The organism is Sphingobacterium sp. xlx-130 (genome assembly GCF_011007405.1).
Lineage (GTDB): Bacteria > Bacteroidota > Bacteroidia > Sphingobacteriales > Sphingobacteriaceae > Sphingobacterium > Sphingobacterium luzhongxinii.
Genome location: NZ_WFKN01000003.1, coordinates 551159 through 572342, shown reverse-complemented (window position 1 = coordinate 572342; position 21184 = coordinate 551159). Strand labels below are relative to the sequence as shown.

Below are 21184 nucleotides of genomic sequence, written 5' to 3'. Positions count from 1 at the left end.
TTTTATTGGTAGATAATGTAAAATTCGAATTAGAGATAAGTATTATGTTTGATAAGTTGTTTCAAGCGCAACAAAAAGCGCAGGAGATTAAGGATAGGTTGGATAATATCTCGGTATCAGCTGAGGCTGAAGGAGGTAAAGTACGTGTTGTAGCAACCGCAAATAAGGAAATTAAAGAGGTCGTGATCAGTGAAGAGCTTTTTAAGGAAGGGGATAAGGAGCAAATTGAGGATTTGCTATTGGTGGCTTTAAATAAGGCCTTGGCACAGGCTGAAAATGTGAGCCAAACCGAAATGCAAGCTGCTACTCAGGATATGTTTGGTGGATTGGGTGGTTTAGGCAATCTTTTTAATAAATAGTATCTAGAGGATTTAAATATATGAGTAATAATTCTGTGTCGGCCCGGTACTTAGGCCAATCTTGTGTAGAGTTTGATTTTAATGGAACAAAAGTGCTGTTGGACCCATTTGTATCTTTTAATCCTATGGCCAGCGGAGTGGATATTAATACGCTACGTCCTTCCTATATTTTTCTGAGCCATGCACACCAGGATCACGTAGCTGATATGTTTGAGATCCAGAAAAATAGTGATGCTACTGTATCTGCAATAGTTGAGACTGCAGCTTGGGTGAGAAGGCAGGGAATTTCTGAGGATAAGGTGATCGAGTTTAATTTTGGAGGTACATTGAGTCTTCCTTTTGGAAAGGTGAAAATGGTATATGCGCTACATACAAACTCTACCCCCGATGGAGAATATGCTGGCGTTCCTTGTGGATTTGTTTTCTTTGTAGGTGATAAGAAGATCTATTTTGCAGGGGATACGGCATTGACATTGGAAATGAAATTGTTAGAAGATCTTGAGTTGGATTGGGCTTTTCTCCCGATAGGAGGGTATTATACAATGGATATGTATGATGCGGTCAAAGCCGCTAGGTTTATTAATTGTAAACAGATTGTAGGGATTCATTACAATACTTTCACCCCGATTTCTATAAATGTAATGGAGGCCCAGGACCTGTTTTCTAGAGAGGGAGTTGTGTTGCATCTGCCTGCATTGGGAGAGACTATAACTTTATAATAGAACTTTCATGATCCGCAAGTTGGTGGGGCATGAAGGTTCTTGATAGCCACTGAGAATATACAGTATCAGAAAAAAAGGAGTATTGAAAAATACTCCTTTTTATATTATTTAATACACGACTTATTTAGTTGACCAGTGATCTTTCAATATGAAACTTTACCAAGTCGTCAATAGGTGAACGTAATATTTTACCTACTTTCATTCCGTATTGTGTTGCTTTTTCTTCGAGTACATTTCTGAAATTATAACCTACAGAACCGATGCAGTTGAATGTATAGTTTTGATAGTTAGGGTATTTGCTTACTAAGTTTGCGAAGAAAGCTTCGAAAGAATCGTCAACAATTTTGCGGGTATACTCGATATTAACGTTGTTGTCGTATACGAACTTACTAAAACTAGCACAGAAGCGATTTGCAAGAGGTTTCGTGTACACATTGTCCATGATCTCATCGGGAGTCAGCTTGTAGGTGTCAAAAAATACTTTTGATACATCGCTTGGCATTAAATCACGAACAAAGTCTGTTAGTAATTTCTTTCCAATGTAAGATCCCGAACCTTCATCTCCTAAGATATAAGCTGCGGAATTGATGTTATGGGTGATTTCATTGCCATCGTAAATACAGCTGTTAGTTCCTGTTCCTAATATTGCTGCAAAGCCAGCTTCCTTGCCTAATAAAGCGCGTGCTGCTGCCAATAAATCGTGTCCGATTTCAATTTTAGCGTTAGGAAACAATACACGAAAAGCGTCCTCAACAATTTTTGCTTTTTCTTCGTTATGTACTCCTGCTCCGTAATAATTTACTTCTTTTATTTTGTCTAGAGGAAGATCTTGTGGCAACCCTTTCTTTAAAGAGTTTACGATGTAGTCACTTCCTACGAAGTACGGATTATAGCCCTCTGTGTTAAAATAGATTTTTTTTTGATTATCGTCTAATAGGCACCAATTGGTTTTGGTTGAACCTCCATCTGCAATAATGATCATTATAGTTTGTTTTAGTCCAGTGATTCAAATGTTTATATGCACTTCGAAGATACATTTTTATTAACAAATATCCATGATAAACTATTGTAATATTTTACTTTAAAAGCGGCTTAAATAAAAAAAACGCCCTTATTGAGTTATTTAGAGCGTTTTTTTTATTTAAAACTTAGTGTAAAAAGTACAATTAGTTTTTCGTCTTAGTGGCTTGTGGCACTATCGACTTGGTCAATATCTATGTTTTGTTTCTTAAGGAAGCGCTTTGCAAGGATTGCGAAAACTATAATGTAAGAAAAACCTATCAACGGGATGATATAAGAATTGTGGATTCCGATAATGTCGGCTAACTTTCCCTGTATCGGAGGTATGATCCCTCCTCCTAGTATCATCATAACTAAAAATGCGGAACCTTGTTCGGTGTATTTACCGATTCCAACTATGGAAAGCGAGAAAATGGATCCCCACATGATGGAACAAGCGAGTCCACCTGTAAGGAAAGCGTAAATCGCTACGGTGCCTGAGGATAAAAGTCCGATAAGCATGGAAAGTACGCCCAGTGTACCGAAGATTATTAAAGTCTGCACAGGTTTTTCCTTGCTTACGAAAAATGCGATCACTTGTACGGCAATACAAATGGCAAAGAAATACAGATGTGACATGTCAAATCCTGCGATGGAGTTAACCGTTAAGATAATTCCAAATGCTACGAATGGGATGGTAGCAACTAGAATCTGTTTGGTGGATTGTGCGAAATTGAATGCTGTAACAGCCCCAGCCCATCGTCCAATCATCATTCCGCCCCAATACATAGAGATATAGGGAGTGATTTCTGATGATTGAAGACTGCCGAATTCTTCTAAAGTCAGCAGCTCACCCAAGTTACTTCCAATTGCAACTTCTACACCGACATATATAAATAAGGCGAGCATCCCAAGTACCAATTGTGGGTATTTCATTGCTCCCCAACCTTCAGGTGCTTTGTTTGCTTTGCTATAGGCGAATAGTAAAGAACCAACCACCACGATAAGAGCACCAAACAGAAGAGCCATTCGGTTTAATTCTAACGTATGTCCTGTTTCTTTAATTTGAGCTTTTAGTTCTTGTATTATTCCTGCGTCGGAAGTTGCTTTAATCTGATCCTGTAATCCAACAATTTGAAGTGCAGTATCGCTTTTATAACTTAAGAATACAGGGATAAACATACAGGCCAATAACACGGTCATTGTAATCAGTGTGTTTTTAGCCTTATTAGCAGATTCCATAGGTTCGTTGTTGATACCTGCTGGTACCTTTTTGGAGAAATGAAATAATGCTGCGGCTAGAATAAATAGTAATCCTACTGCAATGTATAGGTAAATTACTTTATTAAGAGGAAGGTTTGAGATCTCGGTGTCTGAGATTGTTTCAAAGGTTCCGAACAATGCATAGCCAATCACTAATGGCCCAATCGTCGTCCCGAAGGAGTTGACCGCGCCACCTAGATTGACCCGAGAAGCTCCCGTTTTGGGGTCGCCTAATAATACGGCAAATGGATTGGCAGCTGTTTGCTGTAGTGAAAAACCTAGGGCGACAATAAATAGACCGATTAACATGCCGAAATATAGGTTTACTTCTACTGCGACAATCATTGCAGCAGCTCCCAGCGCGGAAAAAAGGAGTCCATAGACGATACTTTTTTTATATCCCCATTTTCCGACGATGTCTTTCCCGGATAATGTGCCAAAGATAAATAGTAATAACGCTCCGACATAATAGGCGCTGTAAAATGCAAAATCAATTAATTGGGATTGAAATTGGTCTAGATGAAAGTAGTTTTTGCAGAATGGAATGAAAATACTATTTCCAGCGGCAATGAAGCCCCAAAAGAAGAATACAACAATTAAGGTGTATAGGGCGGAATAATTTGTTTCCTTATTATTATTCATATGTGTTTAATTATTTATGCGTGTTTGTTTTCTTCTGTATAAATGAGCTTGTTTCACTCGGTTTGTTTTTAATGGTTATATGGAATACGCATGGATGTTTGTGCTTCGCTATACATGAGTAATATTATACGTGTTTAGTTATTTTATGAGTGTTTGATTTCATTTTATAAATGAGCTCGTTTCACTCGGTTTGTGCTTTATCTATGATTGCAAGACCAATTCATTTGGCTTAGGCGTACTTACAAGGGCTAAACTTACAAAAAAAATAAATATGTTGGATTCATTGTGTTATCTATATGTGCAATAAGTACTTGTGCTCAGGTAGATTTTTATTTTTTTTTTTGAAATATCAAATCTTATGGTTTTCTTTGTGCATTCTCAAGTTTATCCTGATTCAGAATAAGAAAGTGATATTTTTTTCGTTTTGAATTTAATAACTTAAATTAAAATGTTTTTTAAGTTTTAAGGCTAAATTTCAAATTATTAAAATCCAAAGAAATACAATCATAATTCAACATTAATGAATATTAACGAATTGAATTCAAAACTCGTGTCGGAATTGCGCGAGATAGCGAAGGTGTTAGGCATTGTAGAGGTTGAAAAGCTTCGTAAGCAAGAATTAATTGATAAGATTGCTGAAATTGCACAACAACCAGTTGCAGAATCTCAACCTGCGGCTGCTAAAAATGAAGACGATACCGATGACGCTGACAAGCCTCGTCGTCGTACACGAACACTGAAAACAGAAGCGTCTCCTGTAGTGCGTAGAGATAAAGCAGATGATCAATCTGCTCCAACTTTATTTACAACGGAGTCTACTTCAAACGAATCGGTACCAACGACTCAGGAACAAGAAAGAGTTGTTGAAAGTAAGAAAGCAGAAAGTGCTTCTTCAGCGAATACTGATTTTGATAATGTTATTGTCAACGAAGGCGTATTGGAGATAATGCCTGATGGCTATGGTTTCTTACGTTCTTCAGATTATAATTATTTGACTTCTCCTGATGATATCTACGTTTCTCAGTCTCAAATAAAGTTGTTTGGACTTAAAACCGGTGATAATGTAAGAGGGTGCATCCGTCCTCCAAAAGAAGGTGAGAAGTACTTTCCTTTGGTGAGAATTGAATCTATAAATGGCCAAAATCCTGCCGAGATAAGAGACCGCGTGCCATTTGACTTCTTAACACCTTTATTTCCTGATGAGAAGTTGAATTTAGATTTAGGTACAAACAATTATTCAACGCGAATTATGGATTTGTTTACCCCAATAGGTAAAGGCCAGCGTGGACTGATCGTAGCTCAACCTAAAACCGGTAAAACTAACTTATTAAAAGAAGTCGCGAATGCGATTGCTAAAAATCACCCAGAGGTTTATCTTATTATTTTATTGATTGATGAACGTCCTGAGGAGGTGACTGATATGGCTAGGTCTGTGCGTGCAGAAGTGGTATCATCGACATTTGATGAGCCTGCTGATAGACATGTGAAGATCGCAAATATTGTGTTGGAGAAAGCGAAACGTATGGTTGAGTGTGGCCATGATGTAGTTATTCTTTTGGATTCTATTACACGACTTGCGCGTGCTTATAATACGGTAGCTCCGGCTTCAGGAAAGATTTTATCAGGTGGTGTTGATGCGAATGCATTGCACAAACCTAAACGTTTTTTCGGAGCTGCCCGAAATATTGAAAACGGCGGTTCTCTTACTATCTTAGCAACTGCCTTGACTGATACGGGTTCTAAGATGGACGATGTGATCTTTGAGGAGTTTAAAGGTACAGGTAATATGGAGCTTCAGTTGGATCGTAAGTTGGCGAATAAGCGATTATTCCCAGCAATTGATTTGACGGCATCCAGTACTCGTCGTGATGATCTATTGATGGATAAAGAAGCCTTACAGCGCTTGTGGGTACTCCGAAACCACTTGTCTGATATGAACTCGACTGAGGCTATGGAATTTTTATTGCAACAATTGAGAGGAACTCGTTCGAATGAAGAGTTTTTAATTAGTATGAACGGGTAATTTCAAATGTAAATAGTTTTTTAATTGTTATATGGAATATCCAAAGTGATTTTATTCGTGTTGTGAAGTTAGTGTTTTATGGATATTTCGTATTAATTTGATATTTTTAAGCCATCTAATTTTAGATGGCTTTTTTTATAAAAGAGACGGATTACTTATGAAGAAATATATACCGAATACTATAACTTGTTTAAACCTTTTTAGTGGTTGTATAGGTGTTTTGTTTGTTTTGAAGGGAGAGTTTACACTTGCTTTGTATTGCGTTTTGGCTTCCGGTATTTTTGATTTTTTTGATGGCATGGTAGCTCGTCTGCTTCATGTGAAGTCGTTAATAGGTAAGGAGCTGGATTCTCTTGCGGATGTAGTCAGCTTTGGATTTCTTCCAGGGACTATAATGTATATGTTACTGCAGCAGGGTACGACGGATAGCTATATTCCGTATTTGGGTTTTTTGATTACCGTATTTTCTGCTCTTCGCTTGGCAAAGTTTAATATTGATGAACGTCAGATATCGGATTTTATCGGGGTAAATACTCCTATGAATACTTTTTTGATTGTTTCCTTACCTTTTCTTGCGGTACAGTATCCCGACTTGATGGAAAATGTTTATTTTCTGTTGGGATTGACATTAGTTTCCAGTTTACTTTTGGTGTCAGAGCTTCGTCTTTTTTCCATGAAATTGAATTCTCTAGGTTGGCGGGAAAATAAATTTAAATACCTTTTTCTGATAATTTCTTTTCTGATTATTTTGCTGTTAAAGGTTAGCGCAATACCGCTTGTATTCGTGTTGTATATTCTGTTTTCATTACTTCATTTTGGAAAAAAGGAAGAGGTTTAACTGGAATTAACAGTAGGTGTGTTCATGTATTGTGTTTTCGATCTTATCGACCCATAGCTTTGTGATGGCTGCAAGTTCATATTTTTCTTCTTCAGCAAGCTGTATCATAAGTTGATTGAGTGTTTGATGCATTTCTAGGTAGTCCGGAAATTGACCGTAAATGTCTTTGAAGTCGTTGATGATGTCAATCAGGTGACAGTACATTTCGTATTCCATGAATTTGTGCTGATGACAGATGTTGGCTTTTATCCATCCCTGATCAGATGTAAAGCCATTTTGTATGTGCTTGTCACAAGCGATATTGAACTCTTCTCTCATGTGTACGAGTTCGCTTTTTACGTACCCCTTCTTAAGAAGAAGAGTGTCGAAAATTGCCATGAGTCCCACTTGAAGTTCTGTTTCTTTTGGTATCAGTGCCATAATTCTGTTGCTGAGATCGTGTGTGCATAATACGTAACAAATTGATTTGATGTTTGTTTTGTCTAAGTTGTAATTGCTTCGCGAATTAATAATTGTAATTTAATCCGAATGCAGGAAATACTTGTTTTTGTGCGTTAGTGTCATTTATATAAGTAATTCGGGCGGAAGCTGTAAATAGCGGTAACGTGTACTTAAAAAGGTTGAAATCAATGTCAATGCCGAGGCTGTTTGATTTAGGCGCTAGCTGAGTATGATGAATATTTTGGTAATTGGCTGAAATGCGTGCTCTGATTCTCTTGATGTATGCAAATTGTCCGATTGATAGGTCTGGATAGCTTGTCGGAAGTCTGTAGTCAAATAGTAGTGTGTTTTTGATTGTTTCATACGGTACAAATGAAAACCCCTCAATCATAGGGATGTCTTGAGTGTAAGTGTATCTGCCAGTATTGGATTGCATCGCATATCTGAGCTGTAAACTATGATTCAATAGGATTCCAGGAAAATAGAAATTTGTCCGAACGGACCAAGCTGTCCCCGTAAGAGCGCTTTCAAAAGGTAAATGTCGTAATGTGAAACTGACGTTTTGCCCCCATCGTGGAGTTATATCCATAATGGCACGACGTGAATTTTTATTAAAGTAAATTTGATAATTTAATGGAAAGGCAATCTCATCATTGAAGTTTTGGAGATTAGGTAGACTGATACGATATCTTTTTAGGTAGGATGTGCCAAAGTTAAATCCATAAGAATAGATGGTGTTGCCCCGGTATTTACTAAAGGGAATACTGATGTCTAGTGCCATAACGCGCTCTCTCCAATCGAAGGGGATAGGGGGTGAATTATTGCTTTTTGCGGCACCGATCTGTCCTTTATCGGTATACGATAACGTTATCTTTGGGTAGTACTTTTGGTAAGTAAGGGAAGCGGAATAACTACTTTTTCGGATATCCGTATCGTATTCGTAACCAAGTTTAAGGTTTGTAGTATTGAGAAGGTCATTGGAAAGCCAAAAGATACCCGGCTTTAGATTGTCAAAACTCTCAAAATCGTTGCCGCTAAGTGTAAGACTATGGAAGTTAATGCTGTTTTTTAGTGTATTATATTCCTTTATGGCGTAATCTCTTATGTCGCTATCGTCATCTGATGAGGCAGTATGTGGCCTTAAATCTTGTTTGCTATAAAGGGCTTTTATGGGTTCCACTTTAACTGGAAGCTCTTGGATTTGCGATAATGACAAAGAACTTACCTGATAGCCTTGTGATGTATAGTCATTATACCATAGTGTGTCTCCTTGTAGAGATGGGTTAAAGGCACCGAAGCGACTATTGGTGAGTCGTGTCAAAGATCCTTTGCTCCATCTGAATATATCGTCTTTATTGCCATAATTGGCTTTGAATATAATGTCCTCCTTATCGAAAATAGGTCGTTCTATTTGAATGTTTGACCAGTCTAAAAGTGTGCTGAATGATTTATCCTGAAGGTTGATGTGTAGTAAATTTGTTCCTTTTTCGCTGACTGCTATCGCTACGACCTCAGTTCCTGAAGCGTTAAATTGAGGCTGTTGAAGGTGTGTGCCTACAGGTAAAAGGAGAGAATCTACTTTTTTGGAGGACGGTATATCTAGTCGTACTAGGGACGTTTGATTTGCAAGATTAACCTCAATACAAAGAATCTCTTTCTTATTTGGAGCTATAATGGGACTGTAATATCTACTGTTTTTGCTAATTTGTTTTTTCTTTTTCCGGAGGACATCATATAGCATAATTACATTGTAGGTCTGCTTCTCAAACCTTGCGTCTTTACGATATTCGTCCCAGGTGATAAGCTCATCACGTAGATTAAAATAGGGCATAATCTGCATGCCGAGCGTTAGGATTGTCTTGTTTTTTTGAGTTGAATCTTGGTTAACCTGGACTATTCTTGTTGTTTTTTGAGGCCCATCTTGTAGTGCATAAACAGTGCCATTCCCGTATTGTGGGAGTAGGTAACTCGTGGGATACTTGTCTCTTTTAGGCACGTTGTCTGTGTAAAGATCTAGGGAATCTACACCCCATTTTTGACCTAAGTTGACCATGGTTAAGTCAAAAATATCACTTGCTTTATGTCCATAAATCTTCTTTAGACTCCGTTGAAAATTGAATGGACGGAGTAGTTTTCCATTCATTTCATGGTGTATCTTGCCTTGAATTAAGGGGTCTTTCTGATAAATTTCACTGTTCATAAAGTACCCTATTGTATAAAAACTAGGTACGATATCTTTAAAAGATCCATGTACATATTTGTTAAAATCATAAGATCGACCAGTTAAAATATCTGTCCGTATAGGCATCTGCCAGGACGATAACCTACCTCTTCCTCCTTCAGAAAATAGTGTTTCCTGTAGGACAGCATCGCCTTCAAAGTACCAGCTGGGTAGGTTTAAACCGAATAGTGCAAGTGCTAATTGTTCTCCAAAAGGACCTCTTATTTTTCCTGTCAAATTGTCAAATTGGGCGATGTGTCTGGATTCATGCAATGCTAGATTCGGTAACCATTCTTGGTTGTCAGCTACAGCAGATGGGGTAGAGTAGAGTTCTGATTTTCGAGGAGCTAATTGTACGAATCCGTTTTGCTGAATGTGATTTTGCTGGACAATAATATTTATAAAACGCGATTTTCTTTGTAAATCGGAAGACGTTTTTTTGATGTATTTTTCTAGATTATGGACTAGTTGTGGTGCGGCAGAACTAAACTCTTTGGGGAAAATGAGACGGAATTGATCCGTGGTTATTTGCATCCATTTTACGTTAAAATGGGCTTGACTTTGATCGAAAACCTGACTGAATAATATATGGAAATTAATAGTTAATATAATAGTGGTTAATGTTTTGATTTTCATATATTAAGTTATTTTAATTGTCTTGTAATCGCTTTTTGCTAATTTTGTTAGTGTTTTTGTGTTTGTTTTTATTTAGTGTTTGTTTAGTTTTGTTTATTTAAATATCTGATTATTATTGTTTAATTGTTTTATGAAATGATTTTGTTTTTGTGTTTTATTTGTTGTTATAGTATGGTGTGTCCTTATTTTTTTTAGGATAATTTTTAGTTGTATATGGATTTACTAATGTACTGTTTTTTTGTTAACTGGATATATCCAGATGTATTTTTGTTGATAGCGATCGAAAGCGTTAGTTCTTGTTATCGTGTGTTAGTTGAGGATGTAGAAATGTTGGGTTCTTTGAAGATATCCTGTTGTGACATCCTGTGATTTTGTCTTGTGGTTTTTGAGCTTTTTAAGTGTCGGATATTTTTTCCGTTTTACGGGAGGGATGAAGGCTTTGGATTGGGGTTCTAAGTTTTTTTTTTCTTTAGGGTTATGTCATAATGTCTTCTTTTATTAAACACTGAGAAGCTTTTTTTAGTAAGTATTGGGCGAAAAAAAAGATTATATTTTTTGGTTTAAAAAAGCGACTTTTGCAACGTACTTAAACCACTGTGGTGTGTTTAGTAGGTGCACACTAATTAACATACTCTTTCAAAAGAAGTAAATCATGTAGGATAAATATCGGAGGCAATATGGAAGAATTGGAAATGCAAGTTGTGTATATAGAGCAGCTGATCGAAAAAGGCGATTTAGGAGAACTAGAAACTTTTCTGAATGAGCTTAATATTTCTGACGTCGAGGAATTGATCGATGAACTTCCTGAGCACGGTGCGCTTTTTTTGGAGACGCTTAGTCTAAAGCGAGCTGTTAATGTATTCCGTATTTTAGACTTCCCGACGCAGGAACGTATCTTCAAAAAATTATCAGCTACAAAAATTCGAGAGATCATCAATGAGATGCCACCGGATGACCGGACATCTTTTTTTGGTGAGCTAAAGGGGGACGTTGTGAAACGTCTGATCATTATGCTTTCACCGGAAGAAAGAAAGGAAGCACTGTCGTTATTGGGATACCCAGAGGATAGTGTCGGACGACTGATGACTCCTGATTATATTACCGTCAAAGCGCATTGGAGTATAACTCGAATCTTGGATCATATTCGAAGATATGGAGGAGCATCTGAAACAATTGATGTTCTGTACGTGATTGATTCAGACGGTAAGCTTATAGATGATATCCGTATCAAAGATATTCTACTTGCCGAACCTGATATGAGAGTGGGGGATTTAATCGACAACCGTTTGATTTCTTTGAATGCAAACGATCCTCAGGAAGATGCAGTCACTATTTTCCGGATGAACAATAGGGTAGCTTTGCCAGTTGTAGATGAGCAGGGTATAATGTTGGGAATTGTGACAATCGATGATATCCTGTGGGTCGCAAACGAGGAGTATACCGAGGATATGCAGCGTTTCGGTGGTACCGAGGCTTTGGATGAGCCTTACTTGGATGTTTCAATTTTGCATTTAGTGAAGAAACGTGCTGGTTGGTTGATTGTTCTATTCTTGGGACAGCTCCTGACTGCAACGGTTATTGAACATTTTGAGACTCAGGTTGCATCAGTGGTTTTCTTGTTTGCGCTGATGCCATTGATTATTTCTAGTGGAGGAAATAGCGGATCACAAGCTTCGACATTGGTTATTCAGGCCATGGCTTTGGGAGAAGTAACGCTGATTGATTGGTGGCGTGTGATGAAAAGAGAGATAATATCCGGTACGATCTTAGGGGTTATTCTGGGGGTGCTAGGTTTTATAAGGATTGCAACATGGCAGTTTTTTACCGATAATTATGGAGAGCATTGGGCATTGGTGGCGTTAGTAGTTTCTTTGTCTCTTGTGGGTGTGGTCTTGTTGGGTTCATTGACCGGATCAATGTTGCCGTTTTTGTTGAGACGTTTGGGGGCAGACCCAGCGAGTTCGTCAGCACCTTTTGTATCGACTTTGGTCGATGTAACGGGTCTGTTGATTTACTTTACTTTTATTACCCTTATTCTATCGGGAGTGTTGTTGTAAATTATTTTTTTGGCAATGAATGACTTGCGTTTTTTTTGATAGAAATATTTGCAAAGACAAATTAAACTTCCGATAATTGCATCACCGAAAGGGAAACAAGATAAGATTCCTGAATAGCTCAGTTGGTTAGAGCATCTGACTGTTAATCAGAGGGTCGCTGGTTCGAGCCCAGCTTCAGGAGCCATTTTTTTAAAGCCATCAACTTTAGTTGATGGCTTTTTTATTTTACCATTTCCAGGCAAGAATCCTTGAAATTTTTTGCCCCTGTTGCATAGGGATAATCTCGATCACTGTCGCTTTGTGATACTCTAGTATAGCAACTAGTGGTTTGATGTGATCTTTGCTGGATACAAGCGTAGTCACCCAGTTGAGGTGGTCTTTGAGTTGGAGGCTTTCATAGATCAGTTTAGCTATAAAAGCTTTTTCCCCACCAGGATACCAAAGCTCATTGGGATGTCCAGAGAAATTTTGAACAGTGGGCTGTTCTTTATCTTTATGTAAGTTCTGGAATTTTTTTGAACTGACTTTCCAGTTGTCTTCTCTAGATTTAAAAAACGGTGGGTTGCACATCACGGCATCGAAATGGTCTTTTTCGAATATGATTCCTTGTAAGATATGTTCTTTGTTGTCTTGGAATCTCAATTGTATCTTCTTTTTGAGCCAAGTGTTTTTGTTGATGTTTATTTCTGCACATTGAATGGATTTGGGATCAATCTCGGTCGCAGTGAAATTCCATTCGTATTCTTGTGCACCTATGAGGGGATAGATCAAACTTGATCCGGTTCCGATATCGAGAATTTTGATCTTCTCGCCTGTGGGGATTTGATTTTCGTTGTCTTTTGCCAAAAGGTCAGCAAGGGAGTGGATGTAGTCGGCTCTCCCAGGGATACCAGGGCAAAGGCTGTTTGGGCTGATCTGCCAGTTTTTGATTTTATACTCATTTACGAGTAACGCTTTATTTAGCTCGAATACCGCTTTCGGGTTTGCAAAGTCAATACTCTGTGTACCGAAATCATTTGTAAAGACATAAGCTAGAAGGGCAGGGTTGCTTTTGCACAGTTTGTCCATCTGGTAGCCGTTGCGATGTTTGTTTCGAGGATGTAATTTTGAAGAAGTAACGCCTTTATGGATCATGTTCATTTACTATTGTTTAAAGAACAAAGGTACATTTGTAAGGCTATTAAATTGCATGTGAACGTAAAATTAGTGGTTGTCGAGACCTTTTTTCCATTTGGGATTCGAGAATACCAAGCATTTTATCTATGTTTGGACATTATTAAATAACTAGATGTGGCTGCATGTAGCACAGTGTAATTGTACACACTGTATGTGGATGTGTCTAAAACATTAACAAATTTTAAAATCATAATTGTAGATGATTAACATTACTCTCCCAGACGGTTCGGTACGTCAGTATGAAAAGGGAATTACTGCTATGCAGGTGGCGCTCTCTATCTCCGAAGGTTTAGCTCGAAATGTCTTAGCCGCAGAAGTAAATGGTGAAGTATGGGATGCTTCCCGTGCCATTGATTCGGATGCTGCTGTCAAGTTGTTGACTTGGAATGACGATAAGGGCAAATCTACTTTTTGGCATTCTTCTGCGCATTTATTGGCAGAGGCTTTGGAAGAATTGTATCCTGGAATTAAATTTGGTATAGGTCCTGCTATTGAAACAGGATTTTACTACGACGTTGATTTTGGAGATCAGATTTTTTCTTCTGATGACTTTAAGAAGATTGAAGATAAAATGCTGGAACTAGCGAAGCAGAAAGAGGTCTTTGATCGTAGAAGTGTGTCGAAGGCGGAAGCGCTTGCTTATTTCGAAGAAAAAGGGGACGAGTATAAGCTTGATTTAATTAAAGATCTGGAGGACGGATCTATAACATTCTATTCGCAAGGTAATTTTACGGATTTGTGTCGTGGTCCACATATTCCGAATACAGGCTTTATTAAAGCTATAAAATTGACTAACGTAGCGGGTGCTTACTGGCGCGGTGATGAAACCAGAAAGCAGTTGACACGTATATATGGTGTTACTTTTCCGAAAGCTTCTGAATTGACTGAGTATATCAAGTTTATCGAAGAAGCTAAGAAAAGAGATCATCGTAAGTTGGGAAAAGAACTAGAGCTTTTTGCTTTCTCTGAAAAGGTTGGTATGGGCTTGCCGTTATGGTTGCCTAAGGGAACTGCTTTACGTCAGAAGTTAACGGACTTTTTGCAGAAGGCACAACTTAACTCAGGGTATGAGCCTGTGATGACTCCACATATTGGACATAAGCAGCTCTATATCACTTCGGGCCATTATGAGAAGTATGGAGCGGATTCATTCCAACCGATCAAAACACCTGTAGAAGGGGAAGAGTTTTTGTTGAAACCGATGAATTGTCCTCATCACTGCGAAATTTATAAAACTAAGCCGCGTTCCTATAAGGATCTGCCAGTGCGCTTTTCAGAGTTTGGAACAGTATACCGTTATGAACAATCTGGCGAGCTTCATGGATTGACCCGTGTTCGTGGATTTACACAGGATGATGCCCACTTATTCTGCCGTCCTGATCAGGTAAAAGAGGAATTTAAGAAAGTTATTGATCTAGTGCTTTACGTGTTTGGAGCCTTAGGCTTTAATGAGTACACTGCACAGGTTTCTTTGCGCGACCCGGACAATAAAACAAAGTATATTGGTTCAGATGAAAATTGGGCATTGGCTGAATCTGCCATCATTGAGGCTGCGGCTGAAAAAGGACTCCCTACGGTAGTGGAGTATGGTGAGGCAGCATTCTATGGACCTAAGCTTGATTTTATGGTGAAGGATGCACTTGGCCGGAAATGGCAATTAGGTACTATACAAGTAGATTATAATCTGCCTGAGCGTTTTGAATTGGAATATACAGGTAGTGATAATCAAAAACACCGTCCGGTGATGATTCACCGTGCACCGTTTGGATCGATGGAAAGATTTGTCGCCGTTTTGATTGAACACTGTGGAGGGCAGTTTCCGTTATGGCTTGCACCTGAGCAGTTTATCGTCTTGCCTGTGTCAGAAAAATATGAAGATTATGCGCAAAAACTTTTAGAATCGCTAAATAATTCCGATATTCGCGGTCTAATCGATCTTCGTGACGAGAAAGTAGGGCGTAAAATACGTGATGCTGAAGTTAAGAAATTGCCTTATATGCTTATTGTAGGGGAAAAGGAGATGGAAAGTGGCACAGTTTCTGTTCGTAAGCATGGTTCAGTGGATTTAGGTTCAATGACGTCTGATGAATTTAGAGATTTATTAATAAAAGAAATAACCGTTTAAAATTTTAAACATTTGGCATTAAAAAGACCTAGTGGTCCTAGACCACCAATGAGGAAAAAAGAACCGGAGCACCGTATCAACGAATTCATACGTGTGCCAGAGGTACGTTTAGTTGGGGATAATGTTGAGCCAGGGGTATATCCTACCCGCAAAGCGTTAGAGCTGGCCGATGAATTGGAGCTAGATCTAGTCGAGATTTCTCCAAATGCTGTTCCTCCTGTTTGTAAAATTGTTGATTATAGCAAGTTTATTTACGAACAGAAGAAAAAGCAAAAGGAAATCAAAGCTAATGCCAAACAAACAGTTATTAAGGAGATTCGTTTTGGACCGAATACGAGCGAGCATGATTTCGAATTCAAATTGAAACACGCAATGCGTTTTTTGGAATCCGGAGAGAAAGTCCGTGCCTATGTACACTTTAAAGGGCGTGCTATTGTCTTTAAAGAGCAGGGAGAGATTTTGTTGTTAAAGTTTGCGCAAGCATTGGAAGACTATGGGAAAGTGGAGTTACTTCCAAAGTTAGAAGGGAAACGTATGTTTTTGACCTTGGCACCTAAAACAACAAAGAAATAAGAGTATTCTAACAGATTGATATAAATAATAAGTATTATGCCAAAAGTAAAAACCAATTCCAGCGCGAAAAAACGTTTCAAATTGACTGGAACAGGTAAGATTGCAAGAAAAAGTGCTTTCAAAAGCCACATCTTAACGAAAAAGACTACGAAGCAAAAACGTAATCTAACACAAACAACTTATGTTTCTGACGGAGACTTAGGTAATGTGAAACGTATGTTAGCTATCGGTAAATAGTTTTCAGACTTAAGTTAAATAAACAATATTTTTTGACCGGGTATAGGGTTGTAAGATTACTGAAAAACGTAACACCTTTTACCAAATTAAATTTTAATCAATATGCCACGTTCGGTTAACGCAGTAGCTTCTAGAAGAAGAAGAAAAAGAATCTTGAAATTAGCAAAAGGCTATTTCGGTTCACGTAGCAAAGTATATACTATTGCTAAAAATACAGTTGAAAAAGGTTTACAGTACGCTTATCGCGACCGTAAGACCAAAAAACGCGAGTTCAGAGCTTTATGGATTCAGCGTATCAATGCAGGATCACGTCAACACGGAATTTCTTATTCTCAGTTGATCGGTAAGTTGAATGCTAAGAATATCGGTTTAAACCGTAAGGTTTTAGCTGATTTAGCATTGAATAATCCTGATGCTTTTAAAGCAGTCATTGACGCTGTAAAATAGTTTAGTTTTAAATCGCAATCGATTTGTTAGATATTAAAAGGAACCCTATCGGGTTCCTTTTTTTTCTGAAAGTTTATGTTCTTATTGACCATTAAGAACTTTTTTCATGATGTTTTCTTTTAATCTGGCATTCAAGAGCTGTCCCGATAATATCAAGATCGGTTCATCTCTATTGGTGATCTGCCAGCTGGCGGATCATGAAAGTTTTATTGGAATATCTTTTGTTTCTACTAAAGTATTTATCGAAACTAAATAAATTGGTAACAATTTTTTAAGATAGAATGGTTAGCTTTGTTGTAGAAAATCTAATTCAATGAAAAACCTTATTGTTTCGGTTATTACTGCTCTTTTTGTATTGTCCTTAAGTTTGCTACATGCGCAAAACCTACATACACTAAACTTTGAAAGTGCAAGAGAAATGCGCGATTATTTCAGATATAGTGGTGATAAAAAAATAATATCTGGTCATCGGGGGACTATTGAATTGGGCTTGCCTGAAAATTCAATAGCGGGTATGACCGAAGTGTTAAAGCATACCTCTGCGATTTTTGAGGTAGACCCTCGGCTGACGAAAGATGGGGTCGCTGTAATGATACACGATGCGACATTGGACCGTAGTACAACAGGGAAGGGGAAAGTATCGGACTATACTTGGAAAGAGCTTAAAAAGCTCCACTTGAAAGACTATGCTGGCAAGCCAACGATCTATCGTATTAATACTTTAGATGAAATGATTATGTGGGCTAAAGGGAAGACTATTTTAAATCTTGATAAAAAAGATCTGCCTTTGGAGGTGACGGCTGAAATCATCCGTAAGCATAAGGCTTATGCATGGGTGTGGGTCACTGTTCATACGGTGGAGCAGGCTAAGTTTTATTTAGAAAAAAATCCCGAGCAGTATATGTCTATGCATATTAAGGATCAGAAGGCATTGGAAGCATTTAAGAATTCTGGCTTACCTTATGATAGAATGATTGTTTATATTGGTCCTGAAATCAAGCCTGAAAATCAAGATATGTATAATTTCTTTAAAGAGAAAGGGGTGTTGTGTATGATTTCTACAGCGCCTACATATGACAAATTATCAAGTAAAGATAAACGTGCAGAAAAATACCGAGCAGTATTTGCCGACGGGGCGCGTATACTTGAATCGGACTTACCCATAGCGGTTAGTGAGGCAATTAAGTAGCGCATTCTAACTGGGACGTTATGGTTTTATTTCTTATCTTTAAGATGGACCATAAATTGTAGGTGATGGAAAGCGTTAAGGTATCTTTGGCATTTGTACCTTGTGAAAGTGTTAATGCAAAAATTAGAAATTTAAAGGAAAATCTTAAATCAGTGATAGGCTGGTATTCAAGTTGCAACTCTGCGGGACATGTTACGATATGTGAGTTTGAAACTACCCGGGATGAGTTAAAGGGAGTTGCTAGTCTGCTTATAGAAAAACTGCAGTACGAGCATGCTCAACATGTTTATTTTAATGATTATTCGATCTTTCAACATGGAAATACCTATACTTACTATATTGTACCAACAGTACAATCCAAATATTATTTTAACCAGCGTTCGGCGGCGGTTATTGACGCCTTGAAAGATAGATTCTCGTTAAAGTCTATTTCTAAAGAGCCCCATTTATCGATAGGGCGTAAGCTGGAAGAGGGGGCTCTTAAGGACGCTAAAAGTAGTCTGAAGCAGATTGACCTAGACTTCTATTGTGATTCGGTATATATTCGGGTCTTTAATCCCGATGTAAAGCAGTACGATATTTTTTTTAAGATTCCTTTTGGTGGGAAGGAGCGTTTGTTGGGTGCTGGTCAGTTAAGTTTTAACTTCTAATAAAAAAGCATCATTTGGTGAAATGATGCTTTTTGTGTTTTCTTATTTTTTTACCGGATCTGTATTGAATCTATTAATATCTTTAGCATGTTTGACTTTGCTTTTTAATAGCGCTAGATCAATCACTTCGGACATTTCGGATACGTAATAAAACTTCATATCTTTAACATAGTCTTCTTTGATCTCTAATATATCTTTTTGATTGGATTTGCAAAGGATAATCTCTTTGATGTTGGCTCTTTTAGCTGCTAATATCTTTTCTTTTATACCACCTACCGGTAGGACTTTGCCACGGAGGGTAATTTCTCCTGTCATAGCTAGTTTTTCTTTGACCTTACGTTGGGTAAATAACGATGTAAGTGCTGTCAGCATAGTGATACCGGCAGAAGGCCCATCTTTAGGCGTGGCTCCAGCAGGAACGTGTATATTTACATCCCAATGGTCAAAGATACGGTAGTCTATTCCGAAATCTTCTGCATGTGAACGTAAATACGCCATGGCTATTGCGGCAGACTCTTTCATAACATCACCTAGGTTACCTGTTAGACTGAGTTTGCCTTTTCCTGGACTTAAACTGGATTCGATGAATAAAATATCACCACCGACTGCTGTCCAAGCTAATCCGGTTACTACACCTGCTACTTCATTATTCTCATAGATGTCTTTGTCAAAAATAGGAGCCCCCAATATTTCTTCTACAACATCTGTGTTAACACTCGACGCATGAGGTTTTTCCATGACAATTTTAGTCGCTATACCGCGTACTACAGAGCCTATCTTTTTTTCTAAACCACGTACACCAGATTCGCGAGTATATTCTTCAATGATCTTTTCGATCACCTTATTGTTTAATGTCACATCCTTACTTTGTAGCCCATGCATTTCACGCTGCTTGGGAAGAAGGTGTTTTTTTGCTATCTCGATTTTCTCTTCTATGGTGTAACCATTCACTTCGATAATCTCCATACGGTCGAGTAAAGCCGGTTGGATTGTGTTTAATGAATTAGCTGTGGCTATAAACATGACTTTAGATAAGTCGTACTCCATTTCTACGTAATGGTCATAGAAATGTGTGTTTTGTTCGGGGTCTAGCACTTCTAATAACGCGGAAGATGGATCTCCTTTAAAGTCAGAACCAATCTTATCGATTTCATCCAGCACAAACACAGGGTTAGAAGTTCCCGCTTTTTTAAGCGATTGAATAATACGTCCGGGCATAGCACCTATATACGTTTTGCGGTGCCCTCTGATTTCAGCTTCATCACGGACTCCTCCTAAGGCCATACGGGTATATTTACGGCCTAATGCTTTGGCGATAGATTTTCCTAATGATGTCTTACCTACCCCAGGAGGACCTACGAGACAAAGTATAGGCGCTTTCATATCGTTCTTCAGTTTCAAGACAGCTAGGTATTCAACAATACGTTGCTTAACTTTATCTAGACCGTAATGATCTTTGTCTAGAACTTTTACGGCTCTATTTAAGTCAAACTTGTCTTTTGTGAATTCTCCCCAAGGCAGGTCTAGCATTAACTCTAAATAGTTGAGTTGTACGGAATAATCTGCAGCAGCTGGGTTAATTCGTGCTAGTTTTTCTAATTCTTTGTCAAAGTGTTTTTTGACATCCTCAGGCCATTTTTTACTTCTGGAACGTTTTTTTAAATCTTCTATTTCCAGGTCAGGGGTATTACCGCCTAATTCTTCCTGAATTGTTTTTAACTGCTGGTTTAAAAAATAATCCCGTTGCTGTTTGTCTAAATCGATGCGTACTTTATTTTGGATCTGGTTTTTTAGTTCCAACATCTGTACTTCGGTAGTTAGATGTTCTAGCAATAGTTTAGCGCGTTTGACAAAGTCTTTTAGCTCCAATAGGTCCTGTTTGGCAGCAAGTTCTAAAGCCAAATTAGACGATATGAAATTTACCAAAAATGTGGGGCTTTCAATATTTTTAATTGCGATTCCAGCTTCTGAAGGAAGATTTGGAGATAATTGTATAATCTGTAACGCCAGTTCTTTAATAGAAGAAATTAAAGCCTTAAATTCCTTACTGCTCGTTTTTGGTTTTTCTTCTGCGAAGCGTTCGACCTTAGCCTTTATATAAGGATCAGATTGAACTAGCTCCTGAAGTTTAAAACGTTGCTTCCCTTGTATAATTACCGTTGTATTTCCATCGGGCATTTGCAATATCTTAATAATATTGGCAACGGTTCCGACTTTATTTAACTGATCAAAGCCTGGATCTTCTACGGACATGTCTTTTTGCGAGACAACACCGATTGTGCGATCGCCTTTATAGGCTTCTTTTACGAGTTTTATAGATTTATCCCGGCCAACAGTAATCGGAATCACAACTCCCGGAAACAACACGGTGTTACGGAGTGGGAGAATGGACAGGATCTCGGGTATATCTTCGTTTCGCATTTCGTCTTCATCCTGTGGGCTTAATAGGGGGAAGAATTCGGTGTCTTCACTAATTATTGGAATAGCCTGGTTGAAATCGAATGTGTCAAATTTGCTCATATATTGTTTTGTTTAAAATCCGACAACATGTCAGACTTTAGGTGTACTTTTTCCGTTATGGATTAT

The 21184-nt window shown here is 38.1% G+C and carries 18 protein-coding genes and 1 tRNA gene; 13 read left to right on the top strand and 6 right to left on the bottom strand.

Annotated features, from left to right (window positions below; genetic code table 11):
* Nucleotides 1-44: 44 nt before the first annotated feature.
* Nucleotides 45-359, top strand: a complete 315-nt coding sequence (locus tag G7B18_RS05825) for a YbaB/EbfC family nucleoid-associated protein (protein WP_164112740.1) — start codon at nucleotides 45-47, stop codon at nucleotides 357-359.
* Nucleotides 360-379: 20 nt separating this feature from the next.
* Entirely contained in the window at nucleotides 380-1078 is a 699-nt protein-coding gene (locus G7B18_RS05820) for a metal-dependent hydrolase (protein WP_240452778.1), read from the top strand.
* 127 nt (nucleotides 1079-1205) lie between these two features.
* On the opposite strand, the gene G7B18_RS05815 is transcribed toward G7B18_RS05820, so the two are convergent.
* On the bottom strand, nucleotides 1206-2063 hold the full coding sequence (locus G7B18_RS05815; protein ID WP_164112665.1) for an N-acetylglucosamine kinase: 858 nt from the start codon (nucleotides 2061-2063) through the stop codon (nucleotides 1206-1208).
* Nucleotides 2064-2260: 197 nt separating this feature from the next.
* Nucleotides 2261-3985, bottom strand: coding sequence for a sugar MFS transporter (locus G7B18_RS05810; protein ID WP_164112666.1), 1725 nt, complete (start codon nucleotides 3983-3985; stop codon nucleotides 2261-2263).
* A 520-nt stretch (nucleotides 3986-4505) separates the two neighbouring features.
* On the opposite strand from G7B18_RS05810, the gene rho reads away from it, so the two are divergent.
* Nucleotides 4506-6008: a transcription termination factor Rho gene (gene rho, locus G7B18_RS05805; protein ID WP_164112667.1), complete on the top strand. Its 1503-nt coding sequence runs from the start codon at nucleotides 4506-4508 to the stop codon at nucleotides 6006-6008.
* Between the two features lie 157 nt (nucleotides 6009-6165).
* Nucleotides 6166-6846, top strand: coding sequence for a CDP-diacylglycerol--serine O-phosphatidyltransferase (gene pssA / locus G7B18_RS05800; RefSeq protein WP_164112668.1), 681 nt, complete (start codon nucleotides 6166-6168; stop codon nucleotides 6844-6846).
* Nucleotides 6847-6852: 6 nt separating this feature from the next.
* On the opposite strand, the gene G7B18_RS05795 is transcribed toward pssA, so the two are convergent.
* Together G7B18_RS05795 and G7B18_RS05790 are read right to left on the bottom strand one after the other, a co-directional pair.
* On the bottom strand, nucleotides 6853-7266 hold the full coding sequence (locus tag G7B18_RS05795) for a hypothetical protein (RefSeq protein ID WP_164112669.1): 414 nt from the start codon (nucleotides 7264-7266) through the stop codon (nucleotides 6853-6855).
* A gap of 85 nt (nucleotides 7267-7351) precedes the next feature.
* Nucleotides 7352-10144: a hypothetical protein gene (locus tag G7B18_RS05790; protein ID WP_164122182.1), complete on the bottom strand. Its 2793-nt coding sequence runs from the start codon at nucleotides 10142-10144 to the stop codon at nucleotides 7352-7354.
* Nucleotides 10145-10821: 677 nt separating this feature from the next.
* Here G7B18_RS05790 and mgtE point away from each other — a divergent pair.
* Together mgtE and G7B18_RS05780 are read left to right on the top strand one after the other, a co-directional pair.
* Nucleotides 10822-12201, top strand: a complete 1380-nt coding sequence (gene mgtE, locus G7B18_RS05785) for a magnesium transporter (RefSeq protein WP_164112671.1) — start codon at nucleotides 10822-10824, stop codon at nucleotides 12199-12201.
* A 107-nt stretch (nucleotides 12202-12308) separates the two neighbouring features.
* Nucleotides 12309-12385: transfer RNA gene (locus G7B18_RS05780), tRNA-Asn, on the top strand.
* Nucleotides 12386-12426: 41 nt separating this feature from the next.
* Here G7B18_RS05780 and rlmF read toward each other — a convergent pair.
* Nucleotides 12427-13341, bottom strand: a complete 915-nt coding sequence (gene rlmF / locus G7B18_RS05775; RefSeq protein WP_205600268.1) for a 23S rRNA (adenine(1618)-N(6))-methyltransferase RlmF — start codon at nucleotides 13339-13341, stop codon at nucleotides 12427-12429.
* A 235-nt stretch (nucleotides 13342-13576) separates the two neighbouring features.
* On the opposite strand from rlmF, the gene thrS reads away from it, so the two are divergent.
* The 7 genes from thrS to G7B18_RS05740 all read left to right on the top strand — a co-directional run bounded on the left by thrS (nucleotide 13577) and on the right by G7B18_RS05740 (nucleotide 18598).
* Nucleotides 13577-15502 (top strand): threonine--tRNA ligase, encoded by a 1926-nt coding sequence (gene thrS / locus G7B18_RS05770; protein ID WP_164112672.1) that lies wholly within the window; start codon nucleotides 13577-13579, stop codon nucleotides 15500-15502.
* Nucleotides 15503-15550: 48 nt separating this feature from the next.
* Complete coding sequence (infC, locus tag G7B18_RS05765) at nucleotides 15551-16075, top strand: translation initiation factor IF-3 (protein ID WP_370626398.1); 525 nt, start codon at nucleotides 15551-15553, stop codon at nucleotides 16073-16075.
* Nucleotides 16076-16111: 36 nt separating this feature from the next.
* Nucleotides 16112-16312, top strand: a complete 201-nt coding sequence (gene rpmI / locus G7B18_RS05760; protein ID WP_164112674.1) for a 50S ribosomal protein L35 — start codon at nucleotides 16112-16114, stop codon at nucleotides 16310-16312.
* Between the two features lie 102 nt (nucleotides 16313-16414).
* Nucleotides 16415-16759 carry a 50S ribosomal protein L20 gene (gene rplT / locus G7B18_RS05755; RefSeq protein WP_079642146.1) on the top strand — a complete coding sequence of 115 codons (345 nt, stop codon included), beginning with the start codon at nucleotides 16415-16417 and terminating at the stop codon, nucleotides 16757-16759.
* Nucleotides 16760-16865: 106 nt separating this feature from the next.
* Complete coding sequence (locus G7B18_RS05750; protein ID WP_164122181.1) at nucleotides 16866-17015, top strand: hypothetical protein; 150 nt, start codon at nucleotides 16866-16868, stop codon at nucleotides 17013-17015.
* A gap of 57 nt (nucleotides 17016-17072) precedes the next feature.
* Entirely contained in the window at nucleotides 17073-17948 is an 876-nt protein-coding gene (locus G7B18_RS05745) for a glycerophosphodiester phosphodiesterase family protein (protein ID WP_164112675.1), read from the top strand.
* 65 nt (nucleotides 17949-18013) lie between these two features.
* Entirely contained in the window at nucleotides 18014-18598 is a 585-nt protein-coding gene (locus G7B18_RS05740) for a 2'-5' RNA ligase family protein (protein WP_164112676.1), read from the top strand.
* Between the two features lie 42 nt (nucleotides 18599-18640).
* Here G7B18_RS05740 and lon read toward each other — a convergent pair whose 3' ends face one another.
* A complete protein-coding gene (gene lon / locus G7B18_RS05735; RefSeq protein ID WP_164112677.1) occupies nucleotides 18641-21118 on the bottom strand; it encodes an endopeptidase La in 2478 nt (825 codons plus the stop codon).
* Nucleotides 21119-21184: the final 66 nt, after the last annotated feature.